This window comes from Exiguobacterium sp. s80, assembly GCF_018618725.1.
GTDB lineage: Bacteria > Bacillota > Bacilli > Exiguobacteriales > Exiguobacteriaceae > Exiguobacterium_A > Exiguobacterium_A oxidotolerans.
Window position 1 is genome coordinate 194356 of sequence record NZ_JACSMP010000002.1, and the last position, 13236, is coordinate 207591.

General features: G+C 46.0%; 12 protein-coding genes. 4 read left to right on the forward strand and 8 right to left on the reverse strand.

Features of this window, described 5'->3' with window-relative positions:
- Window positions 1-30: 30 nt before the first annotated feature.
- The 3 genes from KNP94_RS07495 to KNP94_RS07505 are packed head-to-tail and all read right to left on the reverse strand — an operon-like array spanning window position 31 to window position 3988.
- Entirely contained in the window at window positions 31-771 is a 741-nt protein-coding gene (locus tag KNP94_RS07495; protein ID WP_159172973.1) for a sugar nucleotide-binding protein, read from the reverse strand.
- Complete coding sequence (locus KNP94_RS07500) at window positions 768-1853, reverse strand: SDR family oxidoreductase (RefSeq protein WP_088838156.1); 1086 nt, start codon at window positions 1851-1853, stop codon at window positions 768-770. The genes KNP94_RS07495 and KNP94_RS07500 overlap by 4 nt, the downstream gene beginning before the upstream one ends.
- Complete coding sequence (locus tag KNP94_RS07505) at window positions 1850-3988, reverse strand: PAS domain-containing sensor histidine kinase (RefSeq protein WP_215115512.1); 2139 nt, start codon at window positions 3986-3988, stop codon at window positions 1850-1852. Before KNP94_RS07505 ends, KNP94_RS07500 begins: the two co-directional genes overlap by 4 nt.
- 191 nt (window positions 3989-4179) lie before the next feature.
- Here KNP94_RS07505 and KNP94_RS07510 point away from each other — a divergent pair, with 191 nt between their 5' ends.
- A complete protein-coding gene (locus tag KNP94_RS07510) occupies window positions 4180-4704 on the forward strand; it encodes a restriction endonuclease (protein WP_088838153.1) in 525 nt (174 codons plus the stop codon).
- A gap of 171 nt (window positions 4705-4875) precedes the next feature.
- Window positions 4876-5352, forward strand: coding sequence for an LURP-one-related family protein (locus tag KNP94_RS07515; protein WP_088838151.1), 477 nt, complete (start codon window positions 4876-4878; stop codon window positions 5350-5352).
- A 43-nt stretch (window positions 5353-5395) separates the two neighbouring features.
- On the opposite strand, the gene KNP94_RS07520 is transcribed toward KNP94_RS07515, so the two are convergent.
- Window positions 5396-6016, reverse strand: coding sequence for a DUF1836 domain-containing protein (locus KNP94_RS07520; protein WP_088838149.1), 621 nt, complete (start codon window positions 6014-6016; stop codon window positions 5396-5398).
- A 117-nt stretch (window positions 6017-6133) separates the two neighbouring features.
- Between KNP94_RS07520 and KNP94_RS07525 the strand changes: the two genes are divergently transcribed.
- Entirely contained in the window at window positions 6134-6781 is a 648-nt protein-coding gene (locus KNP94_RS07525) for a diacylglycerol/polyprenol kinase family protein (protein WP_088838148.1), read from the forward strand.
- Window positions 6782-6893: 112 nt separating this feature from the next.
- Here the strand turns inward: KNP94_RS07525 and ald are convergent, their stop codons facing one another.
- Both ald and KNP94_RS07535 read right to left on the reverse strand, forming a co-directional pair.
- Window positions 6894-8018 (reverse strand): alanine dehydrogenase, encoded by a 1125-nt coding sequence (gene ald, locus KNP94_RS07530; protein ID WP_214771717.1) that lies wholly within the window; start codon window positions 8016-8018, stop codon window positions 6894-6896.
- Between the two features lie 131 nt (window positions 8019-8149).
- Window positions 8150-9367, reverse strand: coding sequence for a PucR family transcriptional regulator (locus KNP94_RS07535; protein WP_029331984.1), 1218 nt, complete (start codon window positions 9365-9367; stop codon window positions 8150-8152).
- Window positions 9368-9529: 162 nt separating this feature from the next.
- Here KNP94_RS07535 and KNP94_RS07540 point away from each other — a divergent pair, with 162 nt between their 5' ends.
- Window positions 9530-10906 carry an alanine/glycine:cation symporter family protein gene (locus tag KNP94_RS07540; RefSeq protein WP_088838145.1) on the forward strand — a complete coding sequence of 459 codons (1377 nt, stop codon included), beginning with the start codon at window positions 9530-9532 and terminating at the stop codon, window positions 10904-10906.
- A 64-nt stretch (window positions 10907-10970) separates the two neighbouring features.
- Here the strand turns inward: KNP94_RS07540 and KNP94_RS07545 are convergent, their stop codons facing one another.
- Together KNP94_RS07545 and KNP94_RS07550 are read right to left on the reverse strand one after the other, a co-directional pair.
- Window positions 10971-11825, reverse strand: a complete 855-nt coding sequence (locus tag KNP94_RS07545) for a sulfite exporter TauE/SafE family protein (protein WP_215115513.1) — start codon at window positions 11823-11825, stop codon at window positions 10971-10973.
- A 633-nt stretch (window positions 11826-12458) separates the two neighbouring features.
- Complete coding sequence (locus KNP94_RS07550; RefSeq protein WP_088838142.1) at window positions 12459-13103, reverse strand: TVP38/TMEM64 family protein; 645 nt, start codon at window positions 13101-13103, stop codon at window positions 12459-12461.
- Between the last annotated feature and the right edge of the window lie 133 nt (window positions 13104-13236).

Consider the following 13236-nt stretch of genomic DNA (forward strand, 5'->3'; position numbering starts at 1 on the left):
GATAACGCATCGAATGGCGAGGCACTTTTCTTACATAAATGATAATCGATCTGAGATTGGGGCAATGGTCACCCGAGTATCCTTCATTCGATCATCACGCTGGATTGTATTATCTTCTTCGATTTTCCATTTCGAACCGTGGTATACATTTAATGCTGTAGCGATTTCAAAGAAGGAATGGGTCGAATTTCCATTGGCAAGATAAAGGCCAGGTGTTTGAGTCGTCAAGATTGTATAGAGCGTTTGCGCCGTATCTTCTAAAAAAGAGCAAGCGGGATACCAGTTTTTACTTGCCGGAATGGGACCCGTTGAGGCATGTCGTTCTAAATAATCAATCATATTATTTGATCCGGCAACCTGACCGATTTGCCAGCCGATCCGGACGATGTAGGCGTCAGGATTGACTGCTTGGATAAGTCGTTCGCATGTTCGTTTATAAAAACCGTAGTCATCGTCTGCTTCCGGAAGTACAGATGGATCATGCGGTCCCTGTTGATGATTTGCGTAGACAGAAGCCGTGCTCGTAAAGAGAAAGGGAATGTTACGCTCAAAAGATAGCCGTGCCAATGATTCTGCAAATTCAGCAGAACCCATTCCGATGTGTAAGAGTAGATCAGGTTGGACCTGATCAATAAAAGCTTCCATGATTGCGGGATCAGTCGTCGAGACAACCGATCGATCCCAAGCTGTAACTTCATACTGATGCATGCGTAAGACGTCTGCAAGTACAGGTGCGACTGTACCATTCATACCGGTAACAAGAGCATTCATTGTGTTTTCTCCATTTCGGGATGTTGAATTTTATAGTAATCGACAAGTCGTGGAAGAAACTCAGCAAGATCAGGACACACAATACCAGTTCCGTCTAAATCACGAAGTGTGTTCGTCGTATCGTAGTGAACAGGGTGAACAAAGTAATCAAGCGTCTGCCGCTGCATCTGTAAGCGCGTAGCGATACGCGGGGTCAACAGGGACGTCACGAGGCGAAACGGGACGACACCTCGTGGAGAAGCACCATAGTAGGTATCATGTAACAGCTCATAAATCGTCCGTGCGCCGTGTGGGAATGGATCCGTCAGGTGATACGTTTGACGGACGCCGCTTGGTACATGGCTTAAATAGGTCGTCGCAGCGATGACATAATCATACGGAACGAGATTGACGAGTGCATTGACTCTACCTGCATAAGGAAGGGGGGCGAATTGCTTGAGCAGGCGCAGGGCGTTCAAGACGAAATAAACCCCATCCCACTTTGGTGTCTCCCCTGTCTCGGAGTGACCGACGACGATACCTGGACGAATGATCGTGTAAGGAAGTGAACCGACTTCTTCATGAAAGCGAACTTCTGCCAGGTACTTCGTTTCTTCGTACGCATTTTTGAATGATGCGGCATGTTTGAGGTTTTGTTCAAGAACCGTCCCGGTCCGGAGCCCGGAGACATAGGCGGTGCTGAAGTAGATGTAGCGTTCAAGATAATGCAACGTATGAGCAAACTGCGTCACGTTCGATGTTCCGATGACGTTAATTCGAAAAGCGATATCAAATGTCGTCGCCAAGTCATACAGTGCTGCCAGGTGAAAGAGATGCGTCACTTCAGTCGACAGTCGTTGCTTCGTCTCTGTGTTCAATCCTAATCCGGGTGTTGTGATATCACCTTCTAATAAAACGAGTTGTGCTTCTTCAAGACGCGTGTGTTCGAGTAACGATTCCTTTTTTGCTAAGGCACTTGTTCGTTCGCTCGGTAGATGAAGCAAATAAAACCGGTCAATTTGTTCCGGCACAAGAGCGAGACGTTCAATTAATTTGGTGGCAAGGAATCCGGGGAATCCTGTCATGAAATAAGTCCGTTTCATTTTGCATAATCCTTTCTTGAATCTAAATCGAGTACAACCGTGAAAGTCGACCCTTGATGGAGCTCCGACTCGACGGAAATCGCCCCACCATGTGATTCGATGATTTCTTTACAAATCGCAAGACCGAGGCCGGTTCCGCCAATCTTACGGACGGCTGAATTATCGACACGGTAAAATTTCGTGAAAAGCTTATCGAATGCATTTTGAGGAATTCCGAGACCGTGATCAGTCACAGTAATGATGGCTTGCTCGCCTTGTGTGTGTAGACTGACCGTTACGTGGTCGGCGGATGGTGAATATTTGATTGCATTCGAGAGTAAGTTCAAAACGACTTGTTTAATTTTATTTTCATCAGCGACGATCATGACAGGATCTTCCTTTACATCAAGCACGATGCGATGGGTTTCGGCCGTTTCACCAAAAGCGTCCGTTGTATCGAGGAGCAGTTGACGTAAAGAGAATGATTTAAAATCGTACGGTTGTTTGCCGCCTTCCATCCGTTGAATATCTAAAAATTCATTGAGGAGCGTCGTTAACCGCTTGGCTTCTTCATGCATGATTTCGACATAGCGTTGTATTTTTTCAGGTGTGAGCTTACGATAGCGCAACAACTCCAAATAACCGAGAATCGATGAGAGGGGTGTTCGGAGCTCATGCGATACGGTACTGATGAGTTCATCTTTGACCTGGTCCATTTTTTGCTCTTCTGTCCGGTCGCGGAAGACGAACAAAAAACCATGACGGGAGATGCGACTACGTTCCTTCTTAATTGAAGTCGCATAAAACTCGAAGTAAAGATGATTGGATTCATTCGGACGTTGTAGTGTAAACCGAAATGACAGTTCAGAATGCTTGCCGGCAAGGAGTTCTTCGACTTGTTGTAGCATCTCATAGCGGGTCGCGAGATCGAGATTCGGAATCATACTGATCCGCTCTTGAATCTTGCTTGGTGCAATCCCTGGAACATCGAGCAGTTTTCGGGCTTTGACGTTCATGAAGATGAAGCTGCCATCTTCTTCTGTCAGTAAAAACCCTTCGTTTGAAGCTTGCAGAATCGATTGGGTGATATCGCGTTGACGCATGATGGCATTTTTTTCACGTTCCAACATGCTCTCGATTTTTTTACGCTCACTGATATCCCGAATGACGGCGACACGCATCCGTGTTTTTTCGTACATGATTTCGCGCGGGAAAATTTCAATTTCGACAGGTGTCCCGTCTGCCCGTTGTCCGATGACCTCGTACGGATCATTACGGTGGAGTTCGATACGCCGGCTGACCTCTTCATGAAAGTCAGTATGGATGAAATCCAGGGCATTGCGTCCCTTGATTTGTTCAAGTTTTGTACGGAAAATCACTTCAGCTGCTCGGTTCGCGTCGAGAATGGTACCACGGTCGTGGAAGATGACCGCTTCGACGATTGATTCGGAAAACAGACGGAAACGACGTTCACTTTTCGTCAGGTGTGACTCAATTTGTTTTTGGGCACTCATATCAACGATGAACAAGAAAAATTGTCCGTCTGCTAGACGGGTCATATACAATCGACCATAGAAGGTCGAGCCGTCTTTACGGTGATACACCCATTCGTTTTCCGCATCACGCCCGTGCAACAATAAGACATCGGCTGGAGATAAGTCTTTTAAATTCAACTGCTCCAAGTGTCGCTTCCGCTCATCAAACTCTGCGTGATCGTGTAAGTCATCAGGACATCTTCCGATCAGCTCGTGTTCTTCGTAACCGAACAAGGTACCTGCTGTTTCATTAAACGCGGTAATATGGAAGTCTGCGTCTGTGACGAGTAGGGCAGCATCTAATGTCGATTCGAGCAAGCGGTCGATCGCGAGCGATTTAACGGAAACGACGAAAAGGGAAGTCTGCGCAATCGGTGAGACGATGAGTTCGTAAGGGATTACCCGGAAGTGGACCGAATCAGATAATGGAAGAGACTGTTCGTCGAGTGAGAAAAGTGAAAACAGTGACTTGTCATTGGAGTCGGTAGGGAATTGGGCGTGAAAGGTATCATTCACAAAGTTAATTCGGCCCATCCGATCCACTAAAGCGAGCGGTTCTGAGACGGCACGTAAGGTCGCACGGATAAGTGCTTCTGCGGATGTGGATGAGTGTTCAGTCATAAGCGACCTCCTTTCAAAAAATAAAGTCCGGTGCATGATGATTATTAAAAAACGTAATCTTCTCTCAACACTTATTCTCCATCTGCGTTGTTCGTTCCTTTCGAGGAAGCGAACCGAAAGAGAATTTAGTATATTAATTTTAAAGAAACCGATTGAATTCGAGTCAACTCAGAGTGAAGGAGAATCAAGTCATGCAAATACGTACGAAACGCAGAATAATCGCACTACTGTTCGCGGTGCTCGGAGTCGCCGGAACTTATTTTTTTTCGAGTTCCTGGGAACTTTTAATTGTCGGAATCAGTATAGTAGGATGTATCGTTTTTTTATTACTTTCCTTCTTTACCCCTTCACTTGCGAATCGAATTGATCGCATGGAAGGCAGGGAGTTTGAAGAGTGGCTCGTCGAACTATTTGAAGGTGCCGGCTATCGCGTTGAACTGACGCCGGCCTCAAGAGATTTTGGGGCGGATTTATTGATTGAAGACGCACAAGGGTATAGAATAGCGATTCAAGCAAAACGTTATGGTGGACCGGTTGGATTAGAGGCGGTTCAACAAGTCGCCGCGGCAGTACCTTTTTACGACATGGATGAAGGATGGGTCGTGACGAATTCGACGTATACGGACGCCGCATGTCGCTTGGCAGAACCGAATCGGGTGCGCTTGATTGATCGAGAAGAATTGCTTGAGTTTGCACGAGAAATTGGCTTTCGCTGATGTTGTCGAATGATTGTCGACAAAAGGGGGTTGTCAATTTGTTCAAACGGTGCAATAATCATTTTCGTTAACGAAATATCATAGAGATAAAGAAAGTTAAACTATTCAGGATGTCTAAATATACTGGGGACGAAATACCAGCACTTTTTAGCAGTGAGAGGAGAATTTCTGTTGCGCAAAGTTGTCTATGTGCAGGGTTGCGTTTTTTCGCAAGGTCATGCCGCGATTTATGATGAAGCACACCAAATGATTGGTGCGGTTCAACACGACGAGACAGGTCGTGTTCAAGTAATGAATGGTGAAGGTAGAGGGGTAGCGTTTGGAAAGTTCATCCCGACATGTAAGAAATGGGTCGTGATGAACCATGATGGTCAAGAGGTAGGTCAAATGCGTGAGAAGTTTTCACTCTTCTCGAAGAAATGTGAATATAACGTGTACGAACGAGGCACGTATGTCATTTCCTTCGACCTGACAAAAGGGAAATTCTCAGTCCGAAGTGCGGCAGGCGAAGTCGTCGCAGAATTGCTGCAAGACGGCGATGAATATCGTCTCGTAAAAGATGCTGACAAACTCTCAATGTATGAACTGCTGTCCGTCTTAAAAAGCTTGACGAACTCCGTCAACTATAAACCACTTACAGCTGTATAAAAAAAGATGTCCTTCAGTTTATTCTGGAGGGCATCTTTTTACTTCAAGATTGTAAAACTTGCTGGAGACGCTGTTTTGCTTCGTGCGTCAGGTGCGAAATACGACGGGCGTACAGACAGAGCTGTAAGACGTGGACCGTCTCAGGTCGATAGGCATGGATACGCTCTAAAGAGCGTCTCAGACGCTTCTCCGTCAGTTCGATTGGTCCACTCGTCTCTGCATGCTGTGTATAGACGAGATAAAAGTCGAGCGGACTGATTAAATCATCTTCATCGATATTGGGGTTCTTAAAAACGATCGTCAATAATTCACGTGTTTCTTCTAAAGAAAAGAGATGCTTTAAGTCATCAAGTAAGTAGATGATGGCTGCCTGATTGATCGAGTATTTTTTCCCGCGATGCGGAACACCGATGATGTCCCGTACTTCACGCTTCGTCCAGTTTTGAATCGTCGTCGCAGACATATGTTCTCCAATTAAGGCATTCGCGAGATGGACGATTTCGTTAATCGATAAACCATTTTTCGTCGCATCAAATTGTTTGAGGCGATGGATGACTTTCGGAAGATCCGATTCATCCTCGGAAACGAGTGTGCCGATCCCTTTTCCTTCTTTCAAATGTGATAGGCAGTTAGATAACGTTTGCACGGCTTGAGCATCATACATTCAGAATACTTCCTCTCTAGGACGTCATTTGACCTTATGTTATCAAATGAAGGTTCGAAAGAGCAAACGGCAATCAGACAAAGTACAATAGAATGGAGCAAAAGAAGGAGGATTCATATGGAATGGGTTGCTGCTGTTGGAACAATCGTCATCATTGGACTCATCTTGTTCTTGTTGGAAGCGATTGGTCGACGCGTGGGAGCAGAGCCGGAAACGGTTCGGAAATGGATTCATATCGCAGTCGGGCATTGGGTCTTTCTGGCGCTTGCCTGGATCGATCATTGGTATGTCGCAATCGTCCCGTTACTATTTTTCACGGTCGTTAATCTGCTGACCTTAAAACGCGGGACGGGTCAAATGAATCAAGTGGAACGCATATCTTACGGGACGGTCTACTACCCGATTTCTTTACTGATTCTAGTCGGACTCTTTTTTGAACGAGAACCAATGGCACTCGTCGCCGGCAGCATGGTGCTCGCGTGGGGCGACGGAATGGCTGCTTTAGTAGGTCGACGCTACGGAAAGACGTTCTATACACGTGGGGCGATTAAACGATCATTTGAAGGAAGCATCGCGATGTTTTTATTCTCGTTCCTCGTCCTGACTTCCACATTTCTTATATATGCATTACCGGCTTGGATTGCAATCAGTTACGGTTTTTTGCTTGCGAATATTGCTGCTTTGATTGAAGCCGTGTCCTATCGCGATTTAGATAATGTTTTCATCCCGCTTTCAATCGGTGCACTCGTTGCGTTTGCGCTTTAATAGATGTTGCTACTTGCTTCACCGGTAAGACGTCGCGCGATTCAGGTAAAAACAAAAAAGCAGCGGATTTCTTCTATAAAGAAGAAACCTGCTGCTTTTTTGCTGTTTTCTATTAAGCGTGAAGGTGCAATACATCTTCAACGGATTTATACGTGTAACCGAGGTCGCGCGCGACTGCTTCGTACGTCACGAATCCTTGCGCGACGTTGAGACCTTTTTCAAGCGAAGTATTTTCAGCAAGTGCACGGTGTGTGCCTTTGTTCGCGAGTTCGAGAACGTAAGGAAGTGTTGCGTTCGTAAGCGCGAGTGTCGACGTCCGTGGAACAGCACCCGGCATATTCGCGACGGCATAGTGAACAACACCGAATTTTTCATACGTTGGATTATCATGTGTCGAAATACGGTCAACGGTTTCGAAAATTCCGCCTTGGTCAATCGCGACATCGACGATGACAGCACCTGGTTTCATTCGTTCAACCATCTCTGCTGTCACGAGCTTCGGTGCTTTCGCTCCTGGAATCAAGACGGCACCAATAACGAGGTCACTTTCAGCGACGGCTTCTGCAATCGTATACGGATTCGAAATCAACGTGTTGATTGAGTTACCGAAAATATCATCAAGTTGACGAAGGCGCTCAGGACTGACGTCGATGATCGTCACGTCAGCACCAAGACCGACTGCGAGTTTTGCTGCGTTCGTCCCAACGACACCACCACCGATGACAGTAACTTTTCCGCGGCGAACACCAGGGACGCCTGCAAGTAGAATCCCCAGTCCACCATGCGGTTTTTCAAGGAACTGTGCACCGATTTGTGAAGCCATCCGACCAGCGACTTCACTCATTGGTGTCAGAAGTGGCAATGTCCGATTTTTTTCGACCGTTTCATAAGCGATTGCCGTAATCTTCGAGTCAACAAGTGCCCGTGTGAGTTCTGGCTCCGCTGCAAGGTGTAGATAAGTGAACAAGGTTAAGTCGGGACGGAAGTATTGATATTCTGAAGCGATGGGTTCTTTGACCTTCAACGCAAGCTCAGCAGTCGCCCAAACTTCTGCCGCTGTTTCGATGATTTGTGCACCAACTTCGATATACTCTTCGTTTGTAAAGCCGCTCCCCATACCAGCAGATGTTTCGACGATGACTTGATGTCCATGAATCGTTAACGCTGCTACCCCGGCAGGTGTTAACGCAACACGGTTTTCGTTGTTTTTAATTTCTTTTAATACTCCAATGATCATAAGAGCGATCCCCTTTCGCAAATGAACAACCAATAACCCTTTAACTACTTACTTCTCCCTCAGTATACGAGAAATGAAAGCGTACGACTTTATCGGTGTTTTCAAAAAATAAGAGGATTATTTGTGAGAAATCACAAAAGGTAACGGTCGGCTTTCAAGTAAAGATAAAGTAACGAACGTTCAGGTAATGATTCCATCCGAATGCCGGCTTCTTCTTCGATGCGCCGCATGCGGTATAAGATCGTATTCGGATGGACGTGAAGGTGGGCGGCAACTTGTTTGACGTTTCCATCGTAATGCAAAAACCACTCGAGCGTTTCGCATAAAGAAGCTGTGTGTTTCAAGTCGTAAGCGCGAAGACGTTCGATTTCTTCCAGTCGAACCGTCCGTCTCCGTAGGCGTTCTGAAAAGATAGGTAATAACTGGAATAGTCCGAGTCGCTCGTATCGCGTCACATTTTGAAGTTCGAAAGGATAGGCGTCTTTGAGACGTAAGACGATACCTGCTTCTTCGTAACGTTCTGGAATCGACTGCACGCCGGTGAAAACTTCACTGCTCGATACAACAAATTCTGTATAAGAAAACCGTTCGGCGAGTAGTTGGCGGAATGACTGGATGAAAGCATCGAACTGAATGCGTTCATGCTGAATGTCACGATCGTTTGTGCTGATCCACAAAATAAAATCTGTCGTGTCGTATGCATACAGCAGGGGACGTACCGTCTGTTGAATCGTCAATAAATAACGGAGGCGATCGGCTAGACGCGGCGTAATGGCTTCCGGGAAACGGATGACCATTAAGCGACTGATTCCCGGCGGAGCGAGATGAAGTTTTGAGAACGTCTTTAGGATTTCACTTTCGGGTAACTCTTCATGGAGTAACTCAAAAAAGAATTGCTCCGTCTGTTCTTCTTGCCGTTTTTTTTGCATGTCGATTGCAAGCAACTGTCGTTGTGCAAGCATGGCACCTTTCTTTAAATCGCCTAGCTCTGAAGCCGTGAAGGGAGTGTTGCGAGCGATTGACCAAATGTAACCGAGAATCTCCATATCTTGTTTAATGGCAATGGCGACGCGGTCGTTCAAACCAACGCTCGTCCGGGCAGTGATGACGAGTGGATCATCTTGAGCCGCTAAGCTTTGGATGACCTCATCTTTCCAAAGTTGATCGATGACGGATTCAGGGACACGGCGGCCGATGATGGTAGCGACACGGGCAGGATCTGTATCAGTCGTATGCGTACTGTAGGCGAGCAGACGATGATTGCGGTCTTCAATCGTTATCGGTGCATTAAGTGCGAGGCCGATCGCTTCTGCTAAATCATCGAGGGAATGGTACGTTGCTTCTAACATAAATGAAGTTCCTTCTTTCTCTATCGTATTCCTTATATTTAGTATACAACCGTTTGTGTATAACCACAAAAACAATCGATTTATATTGTAGGAATAAACAAAAATATGCTAAGGTGAGCGGCAGAGTCAACTGAGATAGAGATAGAGAGGATTTGGAGTGCGATGGAAGTGTTACACATGATTTCATCATGGATTTGGGGAATCCCGAGCATGGTGTTATTGGTCGGGACGGGCTTATATTTTACGGTTCGTCTTCGAGGATTACAGTTTCGCCGGTTAAAACAAGCGTTTCAACTCGCATTGACGAAAACGGGGCATGGTGAAGGGGAAATCAGTAGCTTTCAAATGCTGATGACGTCACTGGCTGCGACAATCGGGAATGGGAACATCGCCGGAATTGCCGTCGCTTTGACGATGGGGGGGCCAGGTGCAATCTTTTGGATGTGGGTGATTGGTCTCGTCGGGATGGCGACGAAGTATGCCGAGAGTCTGTTAGCGATTTTATTTCGTCAGCGAAACGATCGTGGTGAAATTGTCAGTGGACCGATGTACTACATCGAGAAAGGTCTTGGAAAAAGTTTTAAGCCGTTAGCGGTTGCGTTTGCCTTGTTTGGTCTGATTGCTTCTTTTGGCGTCGGAAATACGGTCCAGGCGAATGCGATGTCGACGGTATTGAAGCAGACGTTCCACATCCCGTTACTTGCTTTTGGAGTTGTACTAGCCGTCGCGGTCTATTTCTCGATTCGTGGTGGGCTTGAGCGTGTGAGTTCAATCTCGACGATTTTTGTACCGGTGATGAGTTTGCTCTACATCGTGGCGGCACTCATTATTTTAGTTCTTCAAGCGAACCAAATCATTCCCGCGTTAGGGCTGATTGTACAATATGCGTTTCAGCCGCTGGCACCAGTCGGCGCATTTGCGGGTGTGTCCATCATGGTTGCCATGCAGGTTGGTGTCGCACGTGGTATTTTTACGAACGAAGCCGGACTGGGAACAGCTGCTTTAATTGCCGGGTCTGCTAAAAGTGAACGACCTGCAGAACAAGGATTGATTTCGATGACGAGTACGTTTATCGTGACGTTGATCGTTTGTACGATGACGGCACTCGTTTTAATGACGACTGGATTTTGGGATCCGACGGGAGGGACGTTATCAGGTGTCACACATGACGGCTCATTGACAGGAGCGGCACTTACATCGGCCGCATTTGCCAGTGTACTTGGACCACTGGGTCAATGGACGGTTGCCTTCTCGGTCTTCTTCTTTGGGTATTCGACGATTATCGGGTGGTATGTCTATGGTGAGAAATGTCTTGAATATTTAAGTGGTGCGACGAAATTCAATCGCCTCTACCAAGTCATCTTTGCATTAGCAGCCTGTTATGGAGCAATCGCAAATTTAGAATTGTTGTGGCTGGTCGCTGATATTGCGAACGGTCTGATGATGATTCCGAATTTAATCGGGATGTTATTATTATCGAAAATCGTCATTGATCATACAAAAGAGTACGAAGCCGGTACGATTCGAAAAGTTGCTTAACAAGAAATAGAGAAAAATAGCCGTCCCCTTTTTAACGGGAGACGGCTATTAGTATGAGAAACAGTTAAGAGGATGTTGAACGTTTACGGCTGTATACAAGTAACGTCACTAAGAAGACGACGCTAAGGGTCACTAAGACGATTAACGAAGCTGTATTAAAGCCTAACACTTCAAGCAGCACGCTTGTCGCGACCGTTAAGTAAAAGAACCCTAAATACTTTTTGACGAACGGACTTTCAAAGTGTCCCAATTGTTTGGCGCCGATCGGTGCACCGAGTAAGGCGCCGATAATTAACATGACACCAACGAGCAAATCGACATCCGTACTCGCCACCGTATAATTGACGAGTCCAGATAGGACAATCAATAAGGCAGAGGCGATACTTGTCCCGACCGCTCGTTTCAGTTCATAACCGACGATTCCGACGAGTAGTGGCGTGATGATGAAGCCTCCGCTGACACCGAGTAGCGACGATACGAAACCAGCGAACAGACCGGTAAAGGCGAGAGCGACGTAACGATTACGCCAACCGTCTTGCGAACCGTTCGTCGACTTTGGACGAAGGAACTTATTCGCGAAATAGAGTAGTAAAGCAATGTAAACAATCGAGATGACGAGGTGTGCCCCGTTGACTTCTTCGAGTCGAAGGACGAGGGGCGTTGCAATCGTCGAACCGATAATCCCGACACCACCGATGACGAGACTATCACGCCAAACAACGTTTTTTAGACGAAGATGAGAGAGTGTTCCGGAAACGGTTGAACCAAGTGTCAACATGAGGCTTGTCGCGATGGCGATACTCGGGGTAAATCCAAGAATCAACAGGAGGGGCGTCAAAATGATTCCGCCCCCGATTCCGAAGAAGCCAGAGATAATGCCAATAAAAAATCCAAGCGGTAAAAAATAATAAAATTCCATGCAGGTCCATCCCTTCACAATCCATAGTACGTTAAGTATCGCAAGGGCGGAGCGGAAAGTAAAAGGGAACGGCTCCTTCAAGGGGGTTGAAGGAGCCGTTAAGGGGATTATTCTGTTGATGGAGTGACAGATGCCGCTCCATCGATTCCGGTACAAAAATTACGTACGCTCAATGATACCGGTGACATTGAACGAGGGTGCAAGAGAGACGATGCTCGGACTTGCTGACGAGAGGAATACCCGTCTTAGGGAGTCGATGAATCGTAAATATAGATTCATTATAGGAATGAAGAAGTTGGAAAATCCATCCTATTTTATTGAGTCGAAAAGTGAACATTATTCTAATATTGGTCTTACCAATTAAATGTAAGCGTCATCAATAATGTCTAATGTGTGAACAGTATTTTTATATAATTATAGCGAATGAAAATGATTCAAAAGACCTAGTCTTAATCGTAAGTCGATTTAGGCGTAGTTCAGGTATCGTTCTTTCATGAACTAAAATAACATCTGATTCATAAAGAAGGGTGGCATAACCAAAAAAAGATGGAACATCACATGTAAGCGATCTTCCATCCGGATAGTGAAATAAATTAAACACTTGGGTAAGTCATGTGTTTTTGAGAGAGTTGTTTATTTGTTCTTACCTTCAATTACATTTTCTAGTTCACGTAAGTTTTTCGTACGACGTGCGAGTGCCCGGCGTTTAATCCATTCTTCCATACCGCGACTGATTCCCCAAATCGTAAGTAGGATCAAGAAAAGGAACAGTAGACGAACAGGTCTTTCTAAAAAACTTGACCACTCTTTGCCGATCAAAGAAAACAAAATGACGACAATCAGGCGTCCGGCGCCAGCTGCGATTAAATACGTACGGAGTGATAACTGAATCATCGCCGAGATGGATGTAATGATAAAGGCCGGCATGAACGGGAGCGAAAAGAAAAAGCCGAGCGAAATCGGACTCATGTGACGAACGCGTTCAATCCAGTGTTGTGCTGCCTTATGATTTTCAAGCCACCGGGTGACTGGACGGCGAAATAAATAGCGGATACAAGCAAACACGACGAGTGAACCTAACATGCTGCCGACCCAAGATACGAGCACTCCCATCCAAAAACCATAGGTCGCCGCGTTCGCGGAGATGATCAGGACGAGTGGGAGGAATGGGAATAGTGATTCTAAGAAGGGTGCAATCAATCCAGTCGAAGCTCCACCCGGAAGATCTTGTAGAAATATAATCATGTGCTCGATCCATTGACGGATAGTTTGGAGCATTCGGAATCCTCCTTACAAAATAAACTGCTGATTTCTATTTTACCTCTTTCCGCATCAGAAAGGGAATTGAATTACGATGTAAGTGTCATGGATTTGTCGATTGTACAATTGAATCGGAGTTGGTATTATACTT

Excerpts from the sequence above, each read along its gene's own strand:
- ald (WP_214771717.1), bottom strand. The coding sequence starts at position 8,018 with ATGATCATTGGAGTATTAAAAGAAATTAAAAACAACGAAAACCGTGTT.
- KNP94_RS07505 (WP_215115512.1), bottom strand. The coding sequence starts at position 3,988 with ATGACTGAACACTCATCCACATCCGCAGAAGCACTTATCCGTGCGACC.
- KNP94_RS07540 (WP_088838145.1), top strand. The coding sequence starts at position 9,530 with ATGGAAGTGTTACACATGATTTCATCATGGATTTGGGGAATCCCGAGC.
- KNP94_RS07520 (WP_088838149.1), bottom strand. The coding sequence starts at position 6,016 with ATGTATGATGCTCAAGCCGTGCAAACGTTATCTAACTGCCTATCACAT.
- KNP94_RS07510 (WP_088838153.1), top strand. The coding sequence starts at position 4,180 with ATGCAAATACGTACGAAACGCAGAATAATCGCACTACTGTTCGCGGTG.
- KNP94_RS07525 (WP_088838148.1), top strand. The coding sequence starts at position 6,134 with ATGGAATGGGTTGCTGCTGTTGGAACAATCGTCATCATTGGACTCATC.
- KNP94_RS07550 (WP_088838142.1), bottom strand. The coding sequence starts at position 13,103 with ATGCTCCAAACTATCCGTCAATGGATCGAGCACATGATTATATTTCTA.
- KNP94_RS07545 (WP_215115513.1), bottom strand. The coding sequence starts at position 11,825 with ATGGAATTTTATTATTTTTTACCGCTTGGATTTTTTATTGGCATTATC.
- KNP94_RS07535 (WP_029331984.1), bottom strand. The coding sequence starts at position 9,367 with ATGTTAGAAGCAACGTACCATTCCCTCGATGATTTAGCAGAAGCGATC.
- KNP94_RS07500 (WP_088838156.1), bottom strand. The coding sequence starts at position 1,853 with ATGAAACGGACTTATTTCATGACAGGATTCCCCGGATTCCTTGCCACC.
- KNP94_RS07495 (WP_159172973.1), bottom strand. The coding sequence starts at position 771 with ATGAATGCTCTTGTTACCGGTATGAATGGTACAGTCGCACCTGTACTT.